This is a genomic window from Pseudomonas sp. S3_E10 (assembly GCF_054667615.1).
This window is the reverse complement of sequence record NZ_CP162743.1, coordinates 4121604-4144911: the sequence shown is the minus strand read 5'-3', so window position 1 is coordinate 4144911 and position 23308 is coordinate 4121604. Positions and strand designations below refer to the sequence as shown.

The window sequence follows — 23308 nt, the reverse complement described above, 5'->3', positions numbered from 1 at the left end:
GAGACTAAACTTCGACCCGTTTAACGGTAGTGATCATTGCTCAGCACACCCATCACCAAATAGCGGTGCTCCATGCAATCAATCTGGCGATTTGACCCCACCTCCTTGAAGCTCTTCATTGCCGCCTGCGAATTGGGCAGCATTGCGCGCGCCGCGGAACGAGAAAACAGGGTGGCCTCGGCGGTGAGCAAACGCATTGCGGAACTGGAAGAAGCCGTTGGCACCCCCTTGTTCTATCGGCACAAAAAAGGCATCACCGCCACGCCTGCCGGCCAGTGCCTGTTTGAACACGCAACGCGGGTCGTCGATGACTTATTGCAGATGAGCGCGCAGATGTCCGGCTTCGCCAAGGGCCGACGCGGCATATCAGGATCGGCGCGAACCGCTCCAGCATCATTCAGTTCCTGCCCCACGACCTTCGCGCCTTCCGTACGGAGTACCCCGGTATTGAAATAGCACTGGAGGAACAGACCAGCGAAGAGGTCCTGGAATCGGTGCTCGGCAATCAACATGACCTGGGTATTGGCACGGGCCTGTGCGACGCGGTAGAGCGCGGGCTGCAGGTGCATGATTACCACTGGGACGAACTGGTGCTGATGGTGCCGATGGGCCACCCGTTGTGCCAGCATCGCGTGATCGCCTTTTCAGACAGCCTGTCGTTCCGCCATATCGCCCTGCACACGGACAGCCCGCTGTACCGAATGCTGGACCACGCGGCCCGCAGCGACAGCCAAACGATCCAGTACGACGTGCATGTAAAGAGCTTCGATGCGGTGTGCTGGATGATCCAGGCACACATGGGTATCGCCGTCATTCCCCGCAAAGCGGTCAGCTACACCGACGGGCCGGGGCTGGTCAGCATCGGGTTGAGCGACAGTTGGGCGTCCAGGCGCTTTCACATCATCACCCGGCCCACGCCGTATCAATCGGCGGCATGCAGAAGCCTGCTGCAGTTTCTGCGCGCTCAAATACCCGGCCCTGCACATTGAGCCCTACCCCGCCAACTGCCCGATTTACAGGGCTGGCGCCTGCATGCGGCAAATGCCCACTGAAATCTCGTCACCGTCCGTCAAAAAATTCCTACCCCGCCAACCCCTGTAAACCCGCACTCCGGGTAAAAAAGTCTTCATTTTGTGCGCGCGCCGAGACCATCCGCCGCAACACAGCGCCGATTTTTTCCCTATAATGCGCGGGTAAATCGGGCCTGCAATATCCCATTACATTGGGACGAAGAGCCAGACCTGAGGCCTCCGCTGGAGCAAGCGCGCACCGCTCCGCACCTCAAGCCTCACGCAGAGTACCCGTAACCCTATTCCGTTTAATGCCTGCGCGAGCTGCTGCAACAAACGATTCCTTAAGATCCACCGCGGCCTCAGGGCCGTGTGAACACCCAACCACGCGGTTTCACACGGGCACCTTTGAGCCCTCACGCAGGAGACGACACGTCATGCTGAGCTGGGACGAATTCGACAAAGAAGAAGAAGGCGAAGTAGCCGCTAAAGGCGCCAACGCCGGCCACGCCACCGAAGCCAACATGGACCGCCTCGACGGTGCCGGCGCCGCTGCCGCCGTCGAAGCCCGCGCCGTCACCGCCAACGACTCCGCCGCCATCATCCGCGCCAAGGCTGCCCTGGACAAACTCGACGTCGCCGAAGGCCTCGCCGAACTCGAAGGCGCCTCCGCCCGCGTCGCCGTTGACGAAAAACGCATGATCAACTGCCGCGCCGACCTCAACCAACTCGTGCCCTTCAAGTACGACTGGGCCTGGCAGAAGTACCTCGACGGCTGCGCCAACCACTGGATGCCGCAAGAGGTCAACATGACCGCCGACATCGCCCTGTGGAAAAACCCCGAAGGCCTCACCGACGACGAACGCCGCATCGTCATGCGCAACCTGGGCTTCTTCTCCACCGCCGATTCCCTGGTCGCCAACAACCTGGTGCTGGCCGTGTACCGCCTGATCACCAACCCGGAGTGCCGCCAGTACATCCTGCGCCAGGCCTTCGAAGAAGCGATCCACACCCACGCCTACCAGTACTGCATCGAATCGCTGGCCATGGATGAAGGCGAGATCTTCAACATGTACCACGAGATCCCATCGGTGGCTAAAAAGGCCGCGTGGGGCCTGAAATACACCCGCTCGATCTCCGACCCCAAGTTCGAAACCGGCACCGTCGACACCGACAAAGAACTGCTGCGCAACCTGGTCGCCTACTACTGCGTACTGGAAGGCATCTTCTTCTACTGCGGCTTCACCCAGATCCTCTCCATGGGCCGCCGCAACAAAATGACCGGCGTGGCCGAGCAGTTCCAGTACATCCTGCGCGATGAGTCGATGCACCTGAACTTCGGTATCGACGTGATCAACCAGATCAAAATCGAAAACCCGCATTTGTGGGATGCCGAGATGAAGGAAGAAGCGACCCAGATGATCCTGCAAGGGACTCAGCTGGAGATCGAATATGCGCGTGACACCATGCCGCGTGGGGTGCTGGGGATGAATGCGGCGATGATGGAGGATTATCTCAAGTTCATCGCGAATCGTCGTTTGTCGCAGATTGGGCTGAAGGAAGAGTATCCAGGCACGACCAACCCGTTCCCGTGGATGAGCGAGATTATGGATTTGAAGAAAGAGAAGAATTTCTTCGAAACCCGCGTGATCGAGTACCAGACTGGCGGCGCGCTGAGCTGGGATTGAAGTTACAAACACCAGATAGAGCCGCCCATGGGCGGCTCTTTTTTTATATATGGAAGTTAGAAGGTCCAATCAGCACATGGAAATGCTCTACGCCACCCTAATCATAATCGCGTCAATCGGACTGGCTACCTGGATGTTTCTCGGTGGGTTTGTCTTCAGAAAACCGTTCGTTCTCTGCGTCATGGGTTTTGTCCTGGCCCTCGCCGGCGGATACCTTTCCTACAGTTTGCAAGAAGCCGCCGATAACGCCGAAGTCGCTAAGTACTTTAGCGACCTTAAGCTGGCCGCCGCACTTGTCAGCTACACCATCGCAGCTGCCGGCGGAAGTTTGATTGCAAGCGGCATCCTATTGAAAGCCCAGCATCTAGCCAAAGCGGACAAACACTCTGCAAAGGCTGCCGTGAGGCTGGTTTACAACCACATCGCGATGATCCAACAGCATGCGCAGCGGCTATTGGATAACCCCACGAAGCTATCGATAGCACAGCGGAGAGAACAGCTTGACGACCTGCGCTGTCGGTTGTGCGTGCAACAAACTGCGTTGGACAAGGCCCTTGAACGGCTGGAACAAATGGACTACCCATAAACGTTTGCCATTCCTTGAAGTACATCACGTCAAGCACCTGGCCCAGAAGGGTTCGGATCGCATCACCAATGCTGTAGCCTTGTGCCCCAATTGCCATCAGCGTTGTCACCGGTCGAGTGATCGGGAGGCTTTCACCGAAGGGCTTTACGCCAAAATCGGAAGATTGGCACGGGAGTAGACTCCTGCTGTCACAGCTGATGCACGTTCAAAACTATTAGATAGGACCGAGGCCAACCCGTGAACCCAGACATGCTCGAAGCCGGCCCCGTTGATGCCAAAGTACTTTCCGTCTTTGACTTCGACGGCACCCTCACCCACCACGACAGTTTTGTGCCCTTCCTCAAGTTTGCCTTTGGCCCCGGCGAGTTTTATGGCCGGATGGTCAAGCTGGCGGTGCCGGGGCTGCGCTTTTTGGTGCGGCAGATCAGCCGGGATGAGTTGAAGGCGCAGTTGATCCGCACCTTTATGACGGGGGTGGAGAAGACGTGGGTGCAGCAGAAGGCCGAGGAGTATTGCCAGCGCAATTGGGCGCGGTTGATGCGCCCGGCGGGGGTGTTGTCGGTGGAGCAGGAGTTGGGCTCGGGGGCGGTGGTGACGCTGTGTTCGGCGTCGCCGGCGTTGGTGTTGCAGCCGTTTGCCGATCGGCTTGGCATCCGCTTGATCGGCACTGAGCTTGAGGTGGTGGATGGGGTGTTGACCGGCAAGCTCACCGGGAATAATTGCCGCTGTGAGAACAAGGTGCTGCGGCTCGAAGCGGTGTATGGCGACCTGGGGGAGTACCGGCTCAGGGCCTGGGGCGATACGCGCGGGGACCGGGAGTTGCTGGCGGCGGCGCAGGACGCGCATTTTCGGCATTTTCATGCGAAGAAGAAAAAGCGGGCTCGGTTGCAGCGCTAATGCGGTGGCGGGGTTGGCGGTAGCTTCGCTGGGGGCCGTAAGCCTGTACATTCGATCGCTGCAATGACCGATATCTGCGTAATATCCAGCGAAACTTCTCCCGGACCCAAGCCCCATGAAATTCGATACGGCCTACAGCCTGAGCCTCGATGACAAGCTGTCGATCTACGACGTCCGAGAGCTGAATTTCGATGAAACCGCAGCCTACGACTCCGAACAGGATAGCTTCCTCTGCCCCAACGACGCCTGCCGTGGGGCGTTCGATACGGGCAATGCACTGGGCACCTTCAACGCGAAAAACGTCAATTATGTGCGCACGCCGCATTTCAAGAACAAAACCAGCACCCGGCATATCGAAGGCTGCCGCTATGCCAGTACGCACAAGGCCGCTGCGGGTGAAAATGACGACGAGCGCGAGGACAACTTCCCGTCGGAATGGGTGCTGACGCGGCGTCAGTACCCACGCAAACCCGCACCCGCCGGTACCGAAGGAAGCCTCCCACAAGCCCACACAAAGGTGCCGTCACCTCAAGCAACCCCATCCCACGGCGCCAGCGACCATACCCCGGATAAAACCAGCGTATTCGCCCACCCGGTGGAATGCTACGTGTCCAATATCGACGACAAGGATACGCTCAAGCGCATGCCGCTGAAGATCGGTGATCACACGGCGACCTATTGGGCTTTTTTCAAGAAAATCGAATACCTGCAAGACAACAAGGGCTTGATCTACTGGGGCAAGATCAAAGCGATCAAGGATTACACCAGCAGCTTTCGCATCGACTTCGAAAAGAAGGTATGGCACGACAAGAAGCCGTATTCGGTGAACGTCTACCTGAGCAAAAAACTCATCGACAACTACCGCAAGCGCACCGCATTCCTGGAGCAGATCAAAGCCGCTGCGAGCAGTGAGCGGTCGCTGTATTGCTTCTTTTATGGAGTGACGCCCGAGCTGAAACAGGTGCCGAGCAAGAAGAACCCCGAGCAGACGTTCGGGGTGTTCAGCGCGAATATCGAGAACCTGGACCACCTGATTATTCGGGAGGCGCCGAGGGTCGAATAGAGGGAGGCTGAAAAGCCATCAAAAAAAACCAGTTGATGAGCGGTCGAAACAACTGTACAAAAACACAGTATAGTTTGCCCTCCCCGTCGAACCCTGGAGAAACCCGATGTCCTCTCTGGCAATGAGCTCTTTTGTAGAACAGCAGATCGTCCTGCACCAATTCACCGCCAAACATAGCGCACAGGCCCGGCTCATGCTGGGCTGGAGCCGCGAAGACCTGGCCCGTCACGCGGGCGTCGCGGTCGAATCGGTTCAACAGTTTGAAGGCCTGGGCGAGGTGGATGACAAAACCCGTCTGGCCCTGGCGTTTCGGCTGGAAGCAGAAGGGCTGGTATTTTTTCCAGGGTTTGCGCCGGGGTGGGGAATGAGGGCCGACGCCAGGTGCGCAGGCTAAACCCCCCAGGTTTGACGCCTACTTTGGCGGGGTTCGCTCCACGGCGTTGGAACACCGCGGGCACAATGATGGAGCCATTGGTTTCAGTGCCCAGGGTCAGGCGTGGGGTTGTTCAAACGCACGCTGCGATACCCCTGCACCACCACGGCCAGTGATTCCCTCGACCATCGCGCACCGTAGAACCACACCGTAGTGCCGCCCTCGAGTGGCTCGCCAAACCGTGGATACCCAGCCCAACACGCCTCATGGAACGCGGCACTCTGGCTGTCGGATACCAGGGCATCCAGCCGATACTCGTTCACCAGTTCGTCGATTTCATTGTGGGTGTGCAGGTTGAACTGGAGGCTTGCATCAACCCGTCGTGCCGGTACCGGAACCAGCTTTACCCCGGCCCGACACAGGGTTTCCAGCGCCCGCGTGAAGGGCGGCCGGTGTGCGATAGACGTTTGATCAGGGCCACTCCCGTAGCAGTCGGCAAACCCTATGCGTTTGCCGGACAACCCGTAGACGGTCGTAAACGTGCAACTGTCTTGCACCGGCGGCACCGCCACCATGACTGGCTCCCTTGGGTCGACACCGCTCAAGGCGATCAGCGACAACGAGGGATCCCGCATGGGCTTTATGGGAAGTGCCGGTGCGTCATAACCCGGGATCGGGACGCGGCTGTCGGCATGCACCTGAGGCAAGGGAACACCACCAAACGCAATGCTGGGCGGGCTCGCGGGTTCGACGGCGGAATGGCAGGTTGCCGTCGCCAGGCCGGTGGATTCCGTGAGCGCGGGCCCCCACGCTCCGACCTGACAACCCATGCCCGGCCACCCATATTTCTTACACTTGCCTTCCATCAGATCTGCCCCCTGAACACTCATTTTCGGGGATCATCGCACCCTTCATGGGCACGTGTCGCAGTCCTGAAACAGCTTGAAAACTCCTTTTTCCGATCCCCCCTCATCAGCTCACGAGGGGCTGTTGCGCATCCTGAGTTTCCACCTCCAACCACCATGCATACCCACGCTCAGGGTGATTCAAACTGAACGCGCGCCCCATCGGCGGCGTGGTAATCGACACATTGCGCTCCCACGCCAGCGCCATGATGCGGTCGAACGGTTCGTGCCAGGCATGGAAAGCCAGGTCGAAGGTGCCGTTGTGAATCGGCAGCAGCCAACGCCCTTTGAGGTCGATGTGCGCCTGCAGGGTTTGCTCCGGCTGCATGTGCACGTGTGGCCAGTCGACGTTGTAGGCCCCGGTTTCCATCAGCGTCAGGTCAAATGGGCCGTACTGTTCGCCGATCCGCTTGAAGCCGTCGAAATAACCGGTGTCACCGCTGAAAAAGATCCGCCGCGCGCCGTCGACCATCACCCAGGAACACCACAGCGTCTGGTTGGCATCAAACAGCCCGCGCCCGGAAAAATGCTGCGCCGGCGTCGCCACGAAACGAATGCCCTGCACCTCGGTGCCCTGCCACCAATCCAGCTGGCGCACCTTGTCGGCCGCCACGCCCCACTTGACCAGAAGGTCACCCACGCCCAGCGGCGCAAGAAAATAACGGGTCTTGGCGGCCAGTTGGATGACAGCCTTGCGGTCAAGATGATCGTAGTGGTTGTGGGAAAGAATCACCGCTTCCAGCTCAGGCAGCTCATCCAGACTGATCGGTGGCTGGTGAAAGCGCTTGGGGCCGGCCCAACTGAATGGCGAGGCGCGTTCGGCGAATACCGGGTCGGTCACCCAGAACTTACCGCGCATCTTGAGTAATACGGTGGAATGCCCAAGGCGAAACACGCTGTGATCGGGTGCGGCCAGCAATTGGTCGCGGGACAACGGTTGCACCGGAATCGCCCCTACCGGCCGCGTGGTACGCGGTTTGTTGAACAGCATGTTCCAAAAGATACGCAAGGTTTTGCCGAAGCCACCGTGCGGCACAGGGGGGGCGTTACTGAAATGCGATTTGCCCTGCACGGCGGTGGAGGAAGGGTCGATGCGGGGTGAGACGGTGGCCATTGCAGAGTGACTCCTACGGTCCGCAGCTAAACTACACTGCACAGTGTAGTTTCAAGATTGCAACAAAACCGTTAGCAAGTAAACTACCGAGTGTAATTTTACTTCAAGAGCCGAACGCCACCCATGACTGCCCCTCAGCGCCTCACCGACCGTAAACGCCAAGCCATCGTGGCAGCGGCCATCGCCGAGTTTCGCGAGAACGGTTTCGAGGTCACCAGCATGGACAAAATCGCCGCCACCGCCGGGGTTTCCAAACGCACCGTGTACAACCACTTCCCCAGCAAGGAAGAGTTGTTCGCCGAAATCCTGCACCAACTCTGGGCCAGCAGCGTCGCGCAACTCGATGTCAGCTACGCCAGCGAACGCCCGCTGCGCGAACAATTGCGCGGGTTGCTGGAGGCCAAGATGAAGATGATGTCGGATGCCAATTTCCTCGACCTGGCCCGCGTCGCCATCGCTGCGACCATTCATTCGCCGGACCGCGCGCAAGACATGGTCAACCGCCTGAGCCAGCGCGAAGAAGGTTTCACCCAATGGGTACGTGCCGCCCAGGAAGACGGCCGCCTCTGCTGCACCGACCCGGCGTTTGCCGCCCACCAGATCCAAAGCCTGCTCAAAGCCTTCGCTTTCTGGCCCCAGATCACCCTCGGCCAACCCATCCTCGACACTGCCAGCCAGGCCAATGTCATCGAGTCGGCCATCGACCTGTTCCTGGCCGGCTACGAAGTCACTGCCCCGCGCCGCCCATAAAAGGTGTTGCAGGCGCGACATTCCAGGTCGTTTTTGACGCTTTCGCCCTCTGCTCTGCGCAAATGGCCTGGAAGGACACTGATTATTCCCCTGCGAGTCCCCACAATATTCACCGCGCTTATCCGATCAACGGTTAATCCACCGAGCGTGCATCGCCGTGCAGGTCAAGCAGCTGAACCGGGAATCTATGGAAAACAGACAAGGCAAAGGGCTTTCGTTTGCCAGACGCATCTACAGGCCAAGGATCATCGGCGCGGCCATGTGCAGCATCGGCGTGATTGCAGCCCTGTATCCGTTGGCCATGCCTGGCTGGGTCTGGGCATTACTGCTGTTCAATGGCGTGGTCTGGCCTCACCTGGCGTATCAGTGGGCGGCCCATTCCAAGGTTCCCTATGACGGCGAACAGCGCAACCTGGTGTATGACGCCTTGTTCAGTGGGTTCTGGGTCGCGACGCTGCAGTTCACACCGTTAACCAGCGTCACCCTGCTGTCGATGGTGTCCATGAACAACGTGGCCGCCGGCGGCAAACGCCTGTTGATTCGCGGCGCACTGGCCCAACTGTTCGGCGCCGGGGTGGCCGTGCTGCTGTTTGGCTTGCACTTCAACCCCAGCGTCGGTTTGGTGCAAGTTTATGCCTGCCTGCCGATGCTGACCCTCTACCCGATGGCCATCGGCATGGTCTGCTATCAATTGGCGATCAACCTGTCGGCACACAAACGCACCCTCAGCGCGTTAAGCCGCATCGACAGCCTCACCGGCCTGCTCAATCACGGCTCATGGAAAGACCTGCTGCACCTCACGTTCCACAAGTGCCGGCAGCAACAAAGCCACGCCACCATCGCGCTGATCGATATCGACCACTTCAAGCAGATCAACGATACCCACGGCCATATCGTCGGCGACGCCGTGCTGCGCCAACTGAGCCTGGAGCTCCGGCGCAACCTGGGGAATAACGACTTGGCGGGACGTTATGGCGGCGATGAATTCTGTGTGATTCTTCCGCAGATGCATCAGGAGGAAGCGGCGCGAATCATGGAGCGCATGCGCGAAAAATTCAGCAACTACCGTCCCGCGCATATCCCCGAACTGCGCGTGAGCCTGAGCATCGGCCTGGCAGATTTCCATCCTTCCTTCACCGACGCCGCGATGTGGCTGAATGCGGCGGACCGGGCGCTGTATGCCGCCAAGGACACCGGGCGCAACCGGGTCAACCTCAGTGAGAAAAAGGTCGCTCACTGCAGTTGAAAGGCCTTACGCACCTCGTCTGATTCTCCCGTCAGGCCGGCTGAGCGATAGCACAATGCCGCCACTGGTCGCCTACCCAAAAAAGGTCCTGCCCCTGGGGCGAACTTCTTGTCACGCTGACCACTCTGAGCCCCTTGTTCCCCCCCGCTGTCAGAAACAGGACACTGACAATGAGCAGGTCAACCGTAAGGCAGAATGCCTTACGGGGACAGGCGCACATTCATGGATACCTCACGTCTGCCTGTACGAGCCCCCGAACATGTTATTCAACGCCCATAAAAAAACCATCAGCCTCTTGCACCACACCCTCGCGCAACAGGCCAGCCTGCTGAACGCCATCGAGTGCTCCATGGCGGTGATCGAATTCGACCTGCAGGGCCACGTGTTGCGGGCCAATGACAATTTCCTCAAAACCATGGGCTACCGCGCCGAGCAGATCGTGGGCCAGCCCCACCGTCTGTTGTGTCCCCCCGCGTTCGCCCGTAGCGCCGAGTACCAGCAGTTGTGGTCGAACCTGCGCAGCGGCCAATTTCAGGCCGGTACGTACGAACGCGTGGGCGACAAGGGGCAGTCGGTGTGGCTGGAGGCAAGCTACAACCCGGTACGTGATGAGGCAGGCCAAGTGATCAAGGTGGTCAAGTACGCCATGGACGTCACACACCGCCTGCAGGCCGAGAGCGAAGCCAATGCCAAATTGGCGGCTATCGGCCGGGCAATGGCGGTGATCGAATTCAACCTCGACGGCACCATCATCACGGCCAATGCGAACTTCCTGCAGCGCATGGGCTACAGCCTGGCGCAGATCCAGGGCCAGCATCATCGCCTGTTCTGCCCGGCGCAACTGGCCAACAGTGCGGCCTACAAAGAATTCTGGAAACGTTTGAACCAGGGCGAACTGTTCAGCGGCCAGTTCGAACGCGTGGACAAAAACGGCCAGACCGTCTGGCTCGAAGCCAACTACAACCCGGTGTATGACGCCAGCGGCCAGCTGTGCAAAGTGGTCAAGTTCGCCTCGGACGTGACCGCGAGCGTGCAACAACACGCGGCCGATGCGGCCAGCGCGGCCCAGGCGTATCACATTTCCCTGAGTACCCGGGACATCGCCGAAAAAGGCGCCGAGGTGATCCAGCAAAGCGCCAACGGCATGCGCGACATCGCCGCCGACATCGACGACTCTTCGCACCTGATCGCCAAGCTGGGCGAGCGTTCGCAGCAGATCACCACCATCGTCAACACCATTCGCGGCATCGCCGAGCAGACCAACCTGCTGGCCCTCAACGCAGCCATCGAAGCAGCCCGCGCGGGTGAGCAAGGCCGCGGATTTGCCGTGGTGGCCGACGAAGTCCGGCAATTGGCGGCACGCACCAGTGGCTCAACGGCGGAAATTTCCAGCATGATCGCGATGATCCAGGACGAAACCCGCCAGGCCATCGAGAGCATGGACGGCACCCGCGACCGCGCCGCTCAAGCCGTGGACCTGGCCAACCGAGCCGGCACGGTCATCCTGCAGATCCGCGAGGGCACCAGCGAGGCGGTGCAGGCGGTGAGTGCGTTTGCCAACGAGCGCGCCGGGCGCTAAGCAGGCTACGGGTTATTCATGCGTAAGACAGATCGCCAGGGCTATAGTCACCCCCTGTCTTAACGATGACCCGAGCCCGCCATGCACTCAGAAAAGCCCGACACAGCCCCCGTCGACCACCTGCGCTTCCATCGTGCCCACGCGCACTTGGCGCCCACCTTTGGCAACGACACCTTTGCGCTCAAGGCTGAAGCGTTCGCGCGCTTCTTTGGCACGCCGACCTTCCTCGGCGCGCAAACCGCCATCGTGGTGCTGTGGGTGGCATTGAACGCCACCGGCATCACCCACTTCGACGTGTACCCGTTCATCCTGCTCAACCTGGCCTTCAGCCTGCAGTCAGCCTATGCCGCACCGCTGATTCTGCTGGCCCAGACCCGGCAAGCCGCACGGGATAAAGCCCAGTCAGACGCCGACGCGCAACACCGCGAAGCCCTGGCCATCGCCAATACCGAACGCCAGGCCCAGGCCGCGCAGACCACCAGACAACTGCTGGAACTGCTCGAACAAAACACCCGGCTGACAGAAATGACCAAGCAACTGACGGAACACATCGAAACCCTGACGTGTGAAATGCATGAGCACTTCGTGAGAAAAACCTGAAGCCAAGGTCGGTGCAGTTCGCCCCAAACGTTCATTTATTCAAGCGCACGTGCCGTCCCAGCTCGTCAAACAACGTCACCACCGAGCGTAACGCCCGGCAGTCGGGGCGCGTGAGCAACCACAGCGCAGTGTCGTGCCCTGCCAATGCCGGCCCCAGCGGTTGCAGGGCGTCATCCAATAAAAAGTCGGGCAACGCCGCCACGCCGAGCCCGGCCTTCACCAGTTCGGTGACCGACAACATGCTGTTGCAACGATAGCTGGGGCGCACGCCTGGCAGGTGTTCGCGGCGCCAGGCGACGGTGGGGTGGTCGGGCAGGAAATCATCCGGTGCGATCCAGGCCAACTCGGCCAACTCCCGACCGGCATGGCACCGGGCATAGTCGGGATTGGCACACACGACGTACGACACAGTACCGAGGCAGCGCCCTACAAGATGCTCCGGTGGCGTCCTAGTCAAGCGTAGGGCGATATCCGCATCACGACGGCTGAGGTTGGCGAAATCATTGGAGGTGCTCAACTCCAGAGTGAGCGCGGGATACTGCGGCATAAACTGCGCCAGCGCAGGCAGCAGCAGGCCTTGCAGTACCGAGTCGGTACATGTCAGGCGCACCGTGCCGCTGATCACTTCGCCGCCCTGCTCCACGCCAATGCGCGCGGCCTCCAACGCCTGCTCGGCGCGCTCGGCCTGCTGCGCCAGGGTGCTGGCCAGGCTGGTCGGCAAGTAACCCGCGCGGCTTTTTTCAAACAGCGTCTGGCCCAGCGCCGCCTCCAGGCGCCGCACCGCGCGGAACACCGTGGACACATCCACGCGCAGCAACGCCGCCGCGCGTGCCAGGCTGCCGCCGCGCACCAGGGCGAGGATCAGCGACAGGTCGGTATAATCGATTGAATAGTGCGTGGCCGCATTGAGCATATGGGTAAACGCCAATATTGATTGCGTGAGCGCCAATCTATAGTGCACCCCAGCCCCACCACAAGCCATGGAACGCCTACGATGACAACCCGCCCTCTGAGCCTTGCCCTGATCGGTGACTACAACCCTGAGGTGATCGCCCACCAGGCCATCCCCCTGGCGCTGCAACAGGCTGCCGCCAACTTGGGCGTGACAGTTAACGCCCACTGGCTCGACACCGATACGCTCACGCACTCCCTGCACGACTTCGACGGTTTCTGGTGCGTGCCCGCCAGCCCCTATCGCGACACCGAAGCCGCACTGCGCGCGATCCGTTTTGCCCGCGAACAACGGCGACCGTTCCTCGGCACCTGCGGCGGTTTTCAACATGCGGTGCTGGAATATGCCCGCAACGTACTGGGCTGGGCCGACGCCGAACATGGTGAACTGGCTCCGGATGCCAAGCGCGCGGTGATCACGCCCCTGAGCTGCGCCTTGGTGGAAGCGCGCGACACCATACGCTTGGCGCCTTACACACGCATCGCCGAGGCCTACGACACGCTTGAGGTTGAGGAAGGCTACCGCTGTCGCTATGGCATCAACCCTGATTTTGCCGCGGCGTTGCTCGCACGTGACTTGATAGCCAGCGGCCACGATTCGGCAGGCGACCTGCGCGCCATCGAGTCGCTGGACCATCCGTTCTTCGTCGCCACCCTGTTCCAACCCGAACGCGCGGCGCTCAAGGGTCGCACACCACCCTTGGCGCTGGCCTTGCTCAAGGCTTGCCAGGCGCAAACGGCATGATCGCCAAGACGCCCGCCCCGCCCTACTACGCAGTGATTTTCAGCTCACTGCTCACCGACGGTGACCACGGTTACGTTGAGGCGGCCGGCCGCATGCTGGAACTGGCGCGGGAACAACCAGGCTTCCTCGGGGTGGAATCGGCACGAGAAGATGGGCTGGGGATTACCGTGTCGTACTGGAGCAGCAAAGCCGCGATCCTGGCCTGGAAGCAGCAGGCCGAGCACCGCGCCGTGCGTGAGAGAGGACGCTCCACCTGGTACGCGGCGTTTCATACGCGGGTGTGCAAGGTGGAACGAGACTATGGATTCGCGCATTGAAAGGCAGTCGATAACACACTGCAAAACCCTGCGGGCAACGCGCAAACCTAGCTCACAAGACTGCGCAACGCGCTGATCTGCGGGATCTCTACCCGGCGCATGTACACACGCAGCGGCTCGGTGATGTTGATGCGGTCGTCGATGTTCTGGTCCAGCAGCAACCGGATGCGCTCGCGCGACAGGGTCATGGTTTGCCCGGGGGCCGGCAACCAGACGAATTCGGCGGTGGGGATGATGCCGTCGTCGGCAACGTCCATGCCGAAGGAGTCTTCGCTGAAACGCACGATGTATTGGCCGGTCTTGCGGTTAAGGCCCACAAACCCGTTAAGTTGGTCGGCGGCCTGGCAGATAAGCTCGGAGGTGATGCGCATGGTAAACCTCACTGAAAAGTCCTACATGGACTGGAAAGATGGTTTACACGCGTGGCGGAAAGTACTGCCCTCTGACGGGGCGGCTGCGAACAAGAGTACTGCAATGCCTGGCAAAAAAAACCGAAAAAATTGGCGCGGGCGCACGTTAATGTCGGTTTGGTGATAGCGCCTTTCGCAATCAATTGTTAAAAAGGAGGCCATCTCAAAGCTACCTCCACGAAAGGACTTCGCATATGCCTGTCACGTTTACCAAGAGCGCCTTGCTGCTGGCTCTGATGCTCGGCCTTGGCCAGGCGCAGGCTGCCGACCCGATCAGCCCGGCTGAATTGGCAACTAACGAAGGCATCCCGTACCCCGCCGTGATCGCCCACCGTGGCGCCTCGTACGACGCGCCTGAATCCACCGCCGCAGCCTACAAGGTCGCGCGTGACCTGGGCGCCGACTATCTGGAGCTGGACTTGCAGCGCAGCAAGGACGGCGTGCTGTTCGCCCTGCACGACAACAACCTGCAGCGCACCACCGACGTGGCCACCAAGTTCCCTGAGCGCAAAGACGCGCCGGCCAACGAATTCACCTGGAAAGAGCTGCAAACCCTCGACGCCGGCAGCTGGTTCAACGCGGCTTACCCGGACCGCGCACGCCCCGGTTTCGTCGGCCTGAAGATCCTGAGCCTGGACGACATCATCAAGATCGCCGAAGGCAACCCGCAGCACAAACCCGGCCTGTACATCGAAACCAAAGAGCCCAAGCAATTTCCTGGAATCGAAGCCGACCTGAAAAACAAACTGCTGGATAAAGGCTGGTTGAGTTCCGCCGGTTCCAAGCTGGGCAAGAGCAACACCGGCGTCGGCCAGGGCAAGGGCCGCGTGGTGCTGCAAACCTTCGAAACCGCCAGCCTCAAAGAGCTGCAAAAAGAAATGCCCAACACCCCGAAAATCCTGCTGTTGTGGGTCGGTGAAGGCAGCATCGAACCCAAATCCAAGCAGACCTTCGCCGAGTCCGGCGAACCCACCAAGGCCGCCTACTACGCCAAACAAGAGCCGAAGGACGCCGCCGAGTTCGAAAAATGGGTCGACGAAGCCAAGAGCCTCGGCGCCATCGGCACCGGCCCGTCGGCCGAGCTGACCGATCATGGCGACCAGAGCTACACCGACCTGGTCAAGCCTGAAATGAACCAGCTGACCCACGACAAAGGCCTGCTGGTGCATGTGTACACCGTGGATGAGCCGGTGGACTTCGAAAAAGTCATGAAGGCCGGCGTCGATGGCATCTTCACCAACCGCGCCGCCGAACTGCTGAAGTTCTACAAGCGCTGGCCGTCATCGAGCGTGCAGGATTTGCTCAACGACTATAAATACTGAGTGACGGCCCCATGGTCAGGCCGCCTGTGGCTGGGGCGCGACTACGGCTTGATCCTCGGCGAGCTGGGGCGTACCGCGCCCCATGCGCACTACGCCCATCAGTTGATGTTCTGCCCCGGCGGCGCCATCACGGTCCGCCTCAATGGCCAGATCACCGTGGCCCAGCGCTTGTTTATCCCTTCGCGAAAAACCCATGCCATTCTCGACAGCGAGGGTGAGGTGCGGGTGCTGTACGCCGAACCCGCCGTATTTGATACCGCCCCTTTGCAACAGCTGTTGACCGGCGCCGACCTGTCACTGGACGCCCTGCACCAACTGCCCCGGCGCAGCCTCGGTGATCCACGCCTGGAGCGCGCCCTCGACACCTTGGACCAACAGCTCGGCGGCAAGGTGTCGGCCCAGGCTTTGGCCGAGGTGGCACATTTGTCACTGAGCCAGTTGGAACGCCTGTTCACCCATCAGTTGGGTTTGCCGGTGCGCCGCCTGGTGGTGTGGCGACGATTGCGCGTCGCCCTGGGATTGGCGCTCGCCGGTAGTACGTTGACCGAGGCTGCCCATGCCGCAGGCTTTGCCGATTCGGCGCACTTCTCGCGGACCATGAAGCAGTTGTTCGGCGTAACGGCCGCCGCATCGCTGCGCCAACTGAACGTGCAATTTCTAGCGTAACTCTTCCGGCAGCGGCGGCTCCTTGCGCACGCAAACGGGCAGGAACGGATCACGCAACTGCGCCCCATAGGCCACTGGAAAATCCGGGCGACTGCCAATGCCCAGATCCCCCGGCCCCATGCGATAGCGGTCGCGATAAAACGCCGTGCCCAGCAGCCAGTCCCAGAGGTTGAAAAACAGGCCGAAATTGACATCCCCGGCGCGGCCGTACTTCATGTGATGAAACCGATGCACGGGTGCCCAGGCGAACACCCAGCGCAGCGGCCCCAGGCGCATATCCACATTGGAATGCTGCAGCAACAGTTGAACGGCAATAGCCAGGGCCAACAGCTGCGCCACCTCCAGCGGGATGCCCAGCAGGATCAGCGGCAGCAAGCCGGCAGTCGCTTCCAGCATCTGGTGTAACGGGTGCTTCATCAAACCGTTGAACCCGTAGAGCCGCTGCACGCTGTGGTGCACCGCATGCAAACGCCACAGCGGCGCGATGCGGTGGCTGGCGTAATGCATCAAGGTAATGCCTGCGTCGGCGAGTACGATGGCCATCAGCAGTTGCTCCCACAACGGCCAACCACGCGGCCAGATGCTTTCGAACGCCAACAGCGCAGTCAGCCCCGGCAGCATCAGCAGGCCCACGGCATTCAGGCTTTCGTTGACCAACGCGTGGAGCGTATCGCGCCGCCGGTCCCCCAGGCTGCGATTCCACTGCGGCTCATAGGGCAACCACTGCTCCATGAAAAATGACACCCCTACCGCCGTGGCAAACACCAGCACCAGCCCATTTGGCTGCGCGATGGCCCAACCGATAAATCCCGTCATAAACGCCGGTGCATAGATCCAGCTCATTAACCGTTTCATCCGAGTCTCCTTCCAAGTGAGCCCCAGCATGAAAGTGTCGGCGGCGGGTGGATTGAACAAACTGCGCAACCACTTGACATAATTAAGCGTGAATTAAGTTGCGCGGGATAACCTGATCCCACTTAAACAGCTCACCCCCAGAAGGACACACCATGAAAACCATGACCACTTTGTTCGCCGCCGCGGCCCTGACTCTGACTGCCGGCCTGGCCCAGGCTGATGTTCGTCCGGACCACATCGAAGGCTTGGTCAAATCCGGCGCCGTCATGCAGTTCGACAAACTCAACGCAGCCGCCGTAGCCACCCACCCAGGGGCGACGATTACCGATACCGAACTGGACACCAAACACGGTGTAGCCAATGAATATGTGTACGAAGTCGACCTGACTGACACGGCGGGCAAGAAGTTTGAAGTCAAGCTCGACGCCAAGACCGGCGCCGTACTCGAAAACAAGCAAGACACTTGAGTCACCCCGCTGTAAAACCGCGCCACCTTCGGGTGGCGCGGTTTTTTTATGGGCGCCGCTAAACCGTCACATAACCGTCATACCGCCTTGCAATGATTCGCCTACGCGATCCTGTGAAACGTCCTACAGGCGCTTTCTCTGCGAGCCTCCATGAACCACAGCATTGACCACAGCCATCAGGACTCCGATCTGTTTGGCTTGCTTTACGGTTTTCGTTTTCGCCCAGGTGAAAAGGCGGAACAGATTGATTCAGCCGCTGCGCTGGCGGCGCTGACAAGCCCTCAAGACCCCGAAGAGTTTTTGTGGCTGCACCTGAACCTGGCCCACGCCGCCTGTGAGCGCTGGATGCAGACGCACCTGCAATTGCCCGAAGAGTTCTTCGAAGCCCTGCACGAGGGCTCGCGCTCCACGCGGATCGAGCACGTCGACTCGGCCTTGTTGGCGGTGGTCAACGACGTGGTGTTCAACTTCAGCAGTTTGGTTTCGTCGGACATTTCCACGCTGTGGGTATGCGCCCGCAGCCGCCTGCTGGTCAGCGCGCGCCTGCAACCGCTGCACTCGGTGGACAAACTGCGCTCATCGGTAAAGGCCGGTGAGCGCTTTCGCTCGCCCCTGGAATTGCTGGTGCATTTGCTGCGCGACCAGGGCGAAGTACTCACGCAGATCGTGCGCAAGACCAGCCTCAGCGTCGACCATATCGAAGACCAGTTGCTGTCCTCGCGCCTGTCCACCAACCGCGCTGAGCTGGGCGCCGCGCGCCGCGTGCTGGTGCGCCTGCAGCGCCTGCTGGCGCTGGAGCCGGGGTCGCTGCTGCGCCTGCTCAACCGTCCACCGCAATGGCTGCAAAAGGAAGACGTCAAGGAACTGCGCAAATCTACCGAGGAGTTTGCGCTGGTCATCAACGACCTGACGGCCTTGGGCGAACGAATCAAGTTATTGCAGGAAGAGATCGCCGCCAACCTCAACGAGCAAAGCAACCGCACGTTGTTCACCCTCACGGTGGTCACGGTGCTGGCGTTGCCGATCAACATCATCGCCGGTTTCTTTGGCATGAACGTGGGCGGTGTACCGCTTTCACAAGACCCCGAGGGGTTCTGGATTCTGGTGGCGCTGGTCGCGACATTCACGCTGATCGCGGGGCGCTGGGCCTTTCGCAAATTCTCGAATTGAAAGGCGACCGGCTGTGGGAAGGGGTAGATCGCAGGGCTCTACGGGGTGTTGTAGACGAGCGGCATAGCCAATTTCACAAACAGTGACTTATCGCAGCATCTCTGTAACATTCTGCAATGACTATGAACGACATCCTTCATTACCTGGATGCTCCGGCATGGCCACCCCTTCCCTGACTGCTTCCACACACACCTCGACTGCCAACCCCAAACCCAGGCTGGACAAGAAACCCGGCCTGGTGACGGTGATCATTTTCTTCGCCGTGCTCGCCATGGGCCTGCTGTTCACCGCCTACAGCCTGATGCACGACATGAGGGAGCTGGGCACGGTGGTCACCACCTGGACGCCGTTCCTGCTGCTGGGCGTGGCGTTGCTGATCGCCCTCGGCTTTGAGTTCGTCAATGGCTTCCACGACACCGCCAACGCGGTGGCGACGGTGATCTACACCAACTCGCTGCCGCCGCATTTCGCGGTGGTGTGGTCGGGTTTCTTCAATTTCCTCGGGGTGCTGCTGTCCAGCGGCGCGGTGGCCTTCGGCATCATCGCCCTGCTGCCCGTCGAGCTGATTTTGCAGGTGGGCTCCTCGGCCGGCTTCGCAATGATTTTTGCGCTGCTGATCGCCGCGATCCTGTGGAACCTGGGTACCTGGTGGCTGGGCCTGCCGGCGTCGTCGTCCCATACACTGATCGGTTCGATCATCGGCGTGGGCGTGGCCAATGCCCTGATGCACGGGCGTGACGGCACCAGCGGTGTGGACTGGAGCCAGGCGATCAAGATCGGTTACGCGCTGCTCCTGTCGCCACTGATCGGCTTCGCGTTTGCCGCATTGCTGTTGCTGGCCCTGCGCGCCTTCGTGAAAAACCGCGCGCTGTACAAGGCCCCCAAAGGTGACACCCCGCCGCCATGGTGGATTCGCGGCATGCTGATCGCCACCTGCACCGGTGTGTCGTTCGCCCACGGTTCCAACGACGGGCAAAAAGGCATGGGGCTGATCATGTTGATCCTGGTCGGCACCCTGCCGATGGCCTACGCACTGAACCGCACGATGCCGGCCGAGCAATCGTTGCAGTTTGCGGCGGTGGCGGAAGTCACCCAGGTGGCCTTGATGAAAACCGCGCCGCAGGCACTGGCGGCTGACCCACGGCCGATCCTGTCGACCTACGTGCGCACCAAGGAAGCCACCCCGCAACTGGTACCGGCCCTGGCGGCCCTCACCGGGCATATCGGCGAAGAGGTAAAAGGCTACGGCTCCCTGGCCAAGGTCCCCGCCGAAGCGGTGGGTAACGTACGTAACGACATGTACCTGACCAGCGAAACCATCCGCTTGATGGACAAGGGCAAAGTCGGCAATTTTGACGCCGACACCCAAGGCAAGCTGCAACTGTTCAAGCAACAGATCGATAACTCCACGCGCTTTATTCCGCTGTGGGTCAAGATCGCCGTGGCCATCGCATTGGGCCTGGGCACCATGGTCGGCTGGAAGCGCATCGTGGTCACCGTCGGCGAAAAAATCGGCAAGACCCACATGACCTACGCCCAGGGCGCCTCGGCGGAAACCGTGGCGATGCTGACCATCGGCGCGGCGGATATGTATGGGTTGCCGGTATCGACCACCCATGTGTTGTCGTCCGGTGTGGCGGGCACCATGGTGGCCAATGGCGGTGGGTTGCAGATGCGGACCATCCGCAATCTGTTGATGGCCTGGGTGTTGACATTGCCGGCAGCGATTCTTCTGTCGGGCAGCCTCTACTGGCTGTTCACCAAGCTTTTCTGACACACCATCGCTTGAATGTGGAAGGGGGCTTGCTCCCTTCCACATGAGTACCGTGCGGTGTCAGTGACTAAAGAGTGCAGCCATCGCCTTCAGCCGTTTTTTGTACACCCGCCGCGCCTCCAACGCTTCCTCCAGCGTCACCGCCACAAACCCCGCCCGCTGGTTCGGCTGCATCTGCCCGATCAAATCCAGGTCGGCACTGATCACCGTGCCGATCATTGCGTAGCCGCCGCCCGACACCGCATCGCGATGCAACACGATCGGTTCCAGCCCCGCCGGCACCTGGATCGAGCCGATGGGGTAGCAACTGTCGACGATATTCGAAGGGTCCGAGCCCGCACCAAATGGCTGCTCCCGTGGCTGGAAGCTCAACGCGCTGCCGCCCTTGAAGCGATAACCGATGCGGTCGGCTTCGGAGCCGACTGTCCACGGCTCGGCAAAAAAGCTGTGTTTGGCCGTATCCATCAGGCGTTCGTAATACAGACCGGGCACCACGCGCAGGGTAATGTCGCCGCCCACCGAGCGGCGCAAAGCCATCGGCAGGCTGTTACCCGCCCGGCCCTGCCCGCTCGCCACGCCGATGGGCAGTTCGTCGCCCTCCTGCAAACGCCGCCCGTGAAACCCACCCAGTGCGCCGAGGGTATAAGTGGAGCGGCTGCCGAGCACCTGCGGCACGTCGATGCCACCGGCCACCGCAAGGTACGTGCGCGCACCGGCCTGGGGAAATTCGAAGCGCAATACCTGCCCCGCGCGCACGTGAAAGGCGGTGTCCTGGTGCACCACTTCACCGTCCAGACGCGGCGACATCAGCGCGCCGCTTAACGCCACTAACGCATCCTGCCGGAACGCCAACTCAGGCCCGATCAACGTGCACTCCAGGCCCGCCGCGCCGAGTGGGTTGCCCACCAGATGGTTGGCCGCGCTCAACGCATATTGGTCCAGCGCGCCCGAAGGCGGGATGCCCAAGTGGTAATAACCTTCGCGCCCAAGGTCCTGCACGGAGGTGGCGAGACCGGGCTTGAGCACTTTGATCATGCCAACGCCTCCTGCAGGGTTTTCGGATAACCGATCGGGTCGGCGAGGAACGCATCGAGGGAAAACTCCACCGGGCGGATACGCAGGTCGAAACGTCCCGCGTCCACCTCGGCGAGGGCCCGGTCGTAGGCTTCGCGGTCAATCGGTTTGAACTGCACGATGTCACCGGGGCGGAAGAACACCATATGTTCCTTGAGGTAGGCCAACTGCTGCGCCGGGTCATAGATCGGTGCCGGGGTCACGCCGAACATCTGGTAACCGCCGGCGCCGCGCACCGAGTAGATACAACCGAAACAACCGCCGTGCCCCAGGGTGAGTTTCGGTGTGTCGGTGCGTGGGCGCAGGTACTTGGGCACCTGCAATTGCCGCGCGCGCTCGACCATCTGGAACATGAACGGCAGACCCGCAACAAACCCGACCATCGACACAAACCACGGCGCACCGCTGTGGGCGGCGATAAACGCGTCCACATCGGCCAGGCCATTGATGCGTGCGGCGTACTCCAGGTCGGTACCGCTGGGGTCTTGATGGCGGTCGCGAAAACGCATCAAGGTCTCCAAGGTCCAGGGGTCGTTGTAGAGCACCGGGATTTCGATGATGCGCGTGTGCAGACGGCGTTCGGCCACGGCCTGGGCTTCGGCGCTTTGCACGGCGTCGAGCAGCACATGAGGCGCGATGCGGTCGGGGTCGAAGCGGACCTGGAACGAGGCGTTGGCCAGGCACACATCCAGCACACCGTCCAGCGCCAGGCGTTCCACCGCGCGGGTCACGGCCATGCCCTTGAAAAAGGCCTCCAGCGACATGCTGTCGCTGACCTCGGCAAACAGGTGTTCATCACCGCCGAAGCTGTAGCGGATGGGCGACGTTTCAGCCATGGGTGTTCCTCGGGTGGGATGAGCGGGCCTGCCCGATGACACAAGCCGCGTTGCGCACCGCAATCCCCGCTTGGTCCAACGCTTCGCGGGTGGCTTCCACCAGTTCCAGCGCACCGGGGGTGTCGCTGTGCAGGCAGATCGAATCGAACTCGATAACCAGGTCTTCGCCTTCCACGGTTCGCACCAGCCCGGTCTGGCAAGCCCGCAGCACACGTGCCGCGACCGTTGCGGGGTCCAACGCCCGGACCTTACGGGTAAACACAATGGAGCCGCTCAGATCATATTCACGATCGGCATAAAATTCGCGCACCACCGGGTGCCCAAGCTCCTTGGCCACCTGCCAGATCACCGAGTTGGGCATGCAGTACAGCAGCAGCGTCGGCTCGACGACTTGCAGGTTTTGCACCAGCAGTCGCGCGGCTTCTTCGTCGCGGGCCAAGTGCATGTAGAGCGCGCCGTGGGGCTTGATGTGTTGCAGGCTGACGCCCTGGGCACGGGCAATTTCACGCAGGGCGCCCAGTTGGTAGAGCATGTCGTCCACCAATTCCTGGGCCGGCGCATTGATGTGCCTGCGGCCAAACCCCACCAGGTCGCGAAAGCCTGGGTGCGCGCCGATGGCCACGCCAAGTTGCTTGGCGCGTTCGACGGTACGGCGCATGGTGCCGGGGTCGCCGGCATGGAAGCCGGTGGCGATATTGGCCGAGCTGATATAGGCCATCAGTTCTGCATCGACACCATCGCCGATGGTCCAGGGGCCGAAGCCTTCGCCCATGTCCGAGTTGAAATCCACTGCCTGCATCAAGGTCGCTCCGCCAAGGTAATGCTGGAAAAGTAGGCGCGGCTTGACCCCTTGGGAAGATCTATTATCAGATGGCCCTTCTTCTGAAAAACAGATAACCCGATGCTGGGA

The 23308-nt window shown here is 60.8% G+C and carries 26 protein-coding genes and 2 pseudogenes; 20 read left to right on the top strand and 8 right to left on the bottom strand.

Annotated features, from left to right (window positions below):
* Positions 1 to 72 precede the first annotated feature (72 nt).
* The 8 genes and pseudogenes from AB4N98_RS19010 (at position 73) to AB4N98_RS18975 (ending at position 5638) form a co-directional block, all read left to right on the top strand.
* Entirely contained in the window at positions 73 to 456 is a 384-nt protein-coding gene (locus AB4N98_RS19010) for a LysR family transcriptional regulator (protein ID WP_083221600.1), read from the top strand.
* Complete coding sequence (locus AB4N98_RS19005) at positions 366 to 989, top strand: LysR substrate-binding domain-containing protein (RefSeq protein ID WP_223271471.1); 624 nt, start codon at positions 366 to 368, stop codon at positions 987 to 989. Before AB4N98_RS19010 ends, AB4N98_RS19005 begins: the two co-directional genes overlap by 91 nt.
* Before the next feature lie 458 nt (positions 990 to 1447).
* A complete protein-coding gene (locus AB4N98_RS19000) occupies positions 1448 to 2698 on the top strand; it encodes a ribonucleotide-diphosphate reductase subunit beta (RefSeq protein WP_217855327.1) in 1251 nt (416 codons plus the stop codon).
* A 76-nt stretch (positions 2699 to 2774) separates the two neighbouring features.
* Positions 2775 to 3284 carry a hypothetical protein gene (locus tag AB4N98_RS18995; protein ID WP_017529092.1) on the top strand — a complete coding sequence of 170 codons (510 nt, stop codon included), beginning with the start codon at positions 2775 to 2777 and terminating at the stop codon, positions 3282 to 3284.
* A gap of 4 nt (positions 3285 to 3288) precedes the next feature.
* Positions 3289 to 3462: pseudogene (locus tag AB4N98_RS18990) on the top strand (HNH endonuclease); the annotation flags it as partial.
* Positions 3463 to 3533: 71 nt separating this feature from the next.
* Entirely contained in the window at positions 3534 to 4181 is a 648-nt protein-coding gene (locus tag AB4N98_RS18985; RefSeq protein ID WP_032883485.1) for an HAD-IB family hydrolase, read from the top strand.
* Between the two features lie 115 nt (positions 4182 to 4296).
* Positions 4297 to 5244, top strand: a complete 948-nt coding sequence (locus AB4N98_RS18980; RefSeq protein WP_065876718.1) for a hypothetical protein — start codon at positions 4297 to 4299, stop codon at positions 5242 to 5244.
* 106 nt (positions 5245 to 5350) lie between these two features.
* Positions 5351 to 5638 (top strand): helix-turn-helix domain-containing protein, encoded by a 288-nt coding sequence (locus tag AB4N98_RS18975; protein WP_017529095.1) that lies wholly within the window; start codon positions 5351 to 5353, stop codon positions 5636 to 5638.
* Positions 5639 to 5721: 83 nt separating this feature from the next.
* Here the strand turns inward: AB4N98_RS18975 and AB4N98_RS18970 are convergent, their stop codons facing one another.
* Positions 5722 to 6483, bottom strand: a complete 762-nt coding sequence (locus tag AB4N98_RS18970) for a hypothetical protein (RefSeq protein WP_223271441.1) — start codon at positions 6481 to 6483, stop codon at positions 5722 to 5724.
* 106 nt (positions 6484 to 6589) lie between these two features.
* Complete coding sequence (locus AB4N98_RS18965; RefSeq protein WP_068937296.1) at positions 6590 to 7636, bottom strand: MBL fold metallo-hydrolase; 1047 nt, start codon at positions 7634 to 7636, stop codon at positions 6590 to 6592.
* Positions 7637 to 7759: 123 nt separating this feature from the next.
* Between AB4N98_RS18965 and AB4N98_RS18960 the strand changes: the two genes are divergently transcribed.
* The 5 genes and pseudogenes from AB4N98_RS18960 (at position 7760) to AB4N98_RS18940 (ending at position 11811) form a co-directional block, all read left to right on the top strand.
* Entirely contained in the window at positions 7760 to 8386 is a 627-nt protein-coding gene (locus tag AB4N98_RS18960; protein ID WP_017529098.1) for a TetR/AcrR family transcriptional regulator, read from the top strand.
* A 187-nt stretch (positions 8387 to 8573) separates the two neighbouring features.
* On the top strand, positions 8574 to 9632 hold the full coding sequence (locus tag AB4N98_RS18955; protein WP_017529099.1) for a diguanylate cyclase: 1059 nt from the start codon (positions 8574 to 8576) through the stop codon (positions 9630 to 9632).
* Positions 9544 to 10611, top strand: a pseudogene (locus tag AB4N98_RS18950) (PAS domain-containing protein); the annotation flags it as partial. The gene AB4N98_RS18955 and the pseudogene AB4N98_RS18950, both read left to right, overlap by 89 nt.
* A gap of 165 nt (positions 10612 to 10776) precedes the next feature.
* Positions 10777 to 11211 carry a methyl-accepting chemotaxis protein gene (locus AB4N98_RS18945; protein ID WP_371911864.1) on the top strand — a complete coding sequence of 145 codons (435 nt, stop codon included), beginning with the start codon at positions 10777 to 10779 and terminating at the stop codon, positions 11209 to 11211.
* A gap of 81 nt (positions 11212 to 11292) precedes the next feature.
* Complete coding sequence (locus tag AB4N98_RS18940; RefSeq protein WP_017529101.1) at positions 11293 to 11811, top strand: DUF1003 domain-containing protein; 519 nt, start codon at positions 11293 to 11295, stop codon at positions 11809 to 11811.
* Positions 11812 to 11842: 31 nt separating this feature from the next.
* On the opposite strand, the gene AB4N98_RS18935 is transcribed toward AB4N98_RS18940, so the two are convergent.
* A complete protein-coding gene (locus tag AB4N98_RS18935) occupies positions 11843 to 12724 on the bottom strand; it encodes a LysR family transcriptional regulator (protein ID WP_460149548.1) in 882 nt (293 codons plus the stop codon).
* A gap of 81 nt (positions 12725 to 12805) precedes the next feature.
* On the opposite strand from AB4N98_RS18935, the gene AB4N98_RS18930 reads away from it, so the two are divergent.
* Together AB4N98_RS18930 and AB4N98_RS18925 are read left to right on the top strand one after the other, a co-directional pair.
* A complete protein-coding gene (locus AB4N98_RS18930; RefSeq protein WP_065876714.1) occupies positions 12806 to 13507 on the top strand; it encodes a CTP synthase C-terminal region-related (seleno)protein in 702 nt (233 codons plus the stop codon).
* Positions 13504 to 13824, top strand: coding sequence for an antibiotic biosynthesis monooxygenase family protein (locus AB4N98_RS18925; protein ID WP_460148861.1), 321 nt, complete (start codon positions 13504 to 13506; stop codon positions 13822 to 13824). Before AB4N98_RS18930 ends, AB4N98_RS18925 begins: the two co-directional genes overlap by 4 nt.
* 47 nt (positions 13825 to 13871) lie before the next feature.
* On the opposite strand, the gene AB4N98_RS18920 is transcribed toward AB4N98_RS18925, so the two are convergent.
* On the bottom strand, positions 13872 to 14195 hold the full coding sequence (locus AB4N98_RS18920) for a DUF2025 family protein (RefSeq protein ID WP_017529105.1): 324 nt from the start codon (positions 14193 to 14195) through the stop codon (positions 13872 to 13874).
* A 233-nt stretch (positions 14196 to 14428) separates the two neighbouring features.
* Between AB4N98_RS18920 and AB4N98_RS18915 the strand changes: the two genes are divergently transcribed.
* Positions 14429 to 15556 (top strand): glycerophosphodiester phosphodiesterase family protein, encoded by a 1128-nt coding sequence (locus AB4N98_RS18915; RefSeq protein ID WP_116079190.1) that lies wholly within the window; start codon positions 14429 to 14431, stop codon positions 15554 to 15556.
* Positions 15557 to 16222 carry a helix-turn-helix domain-containing protein gene (locus AB4N98_RS18910; RefSeq protein ID WP_017529107.1) on the top strand — a complete coding sequence of 222 codons (666 nt, stop codon included), beginning with the start codon at positions 15557 to 15559 and terminating at the stop codon, positions 16220 to 16222.
* On the opposite strand, the gene AB4N98_RS18905 is transcribed toward AB4N98_RS18910, so the two are convergent.
* Entirely contained in the window at positions 16214 to 17077 is an 864-nt protein-coding gene (locus AB4N98_RS18905) for a sterol desaturase family protein (protein ID WP_017529108.1), read from the bottom strand. The two genes, AB4N98_RS18910 and AB4N98_RS18905, sit on opposite strands and share 9 nt — an antisense overlap.
* A gap of 152 nt (positions 17078 to 17229) precedes the next feature.
* Here AB4N98_RS18905 and AB4N98_RS18900 point away from each other — a divergent pair, with 152 nt between their 5' ends.
* The 3 genes from AB4N98_RS18900 to AB4N98_RS18890 all read left to right on the top strand — a co-directional run bounded on the left by AB4N98_RS18900 (position 17230) and on the right by AB4N98_RS18890 (position 20488).
* Positions 17230 to 17544, top strand: coding sequence for a PepSY domain-containing protein (locus AB4N98_RS18900; protein WP_065876710.1), 315 nt, complete (start codon positions 17230 to 17232; stop codon positions 17542 to 17544).
* A 150-nt stretch (positions 17545 to 17694) separates the two neighbouring features.
* A complete protein-coding gene (locus AB4N98_RS18895; RefSeq protein ID WP_017529110.1) occupies positions 17695 to 18714 on the top strand; it encodes a transporter in 1020 nt (339 codons plus the stop codon).
* Positions 18715 to 18871: 157 nt separating this feature from the next.
* Positions 18872 to 20488 (top strand): inorganic phosphate transporter, encoded by a 1617-nt coding sequence (locus AB4N98_RS18890; protein WP_065876709.1) that lies wholly within the window; start codon positions 18872 to 18874, stop codon positions 20486 to 20488.
* Positions 20489 to 20548: 60 nt separating this feature from the next.
* Here AB4N98_RS18890 and AB4N98_RS18885 read toward each other — a convergent pair whose 3' ends face one another.
* Genes AB4N98_RS18885 through AB4N98_RS18875 form a run of 3 tightly spaced genes read right to left on the bottom strand, consistent with a single transcriptional unit; the run spans position 20549 to position 23197 of the window.
* On the bottom strand, positions 20549 to 21523 hold the full coding sequence (locus tag AB4N98_RS18885) for a 5-oxoprolinase subunit C family protein (protein ID WP_017529112.1): 975 nt from the start codon (positions 21521 to 21523) through the stop codon (positions 20549 to 20551).
* Complete coding sequence (locus tag AB4N98_RS18880; protein WP_065876708.1) at positions 21520 to 22398, bottom strand: 5-oxoprolinase subunit B family protein; 879 nt, start codon at positions 22396 to 22398, stop codon at positions 21520 to 21522. Before AB4N98_RS18880 ends, AB4N98_RS18885 begins: the two co-directional genes overlap by 4 nt.
* Positions 22391 to 23197 carry a 5-oxoprolinase subunit PxpA gene (locus AB4N98_RS18875; RefSeq protein WP_065876707.1) on the bottom strand — a complete coding sequence of 269 codons (807 nt, stop codon included), beginning with the start codon at positions 23195 to 23197 and terminating at the stop codon, positions 22391 to 22393. The genes AB4N98_RS18880 and AB4N98_RS18875 overlap by 8 nt, the downstream gene beginning before the upstream one ends.
* Between the last annotated feature and the right edge of the window lie 111 nt (positions 23198 to 23308).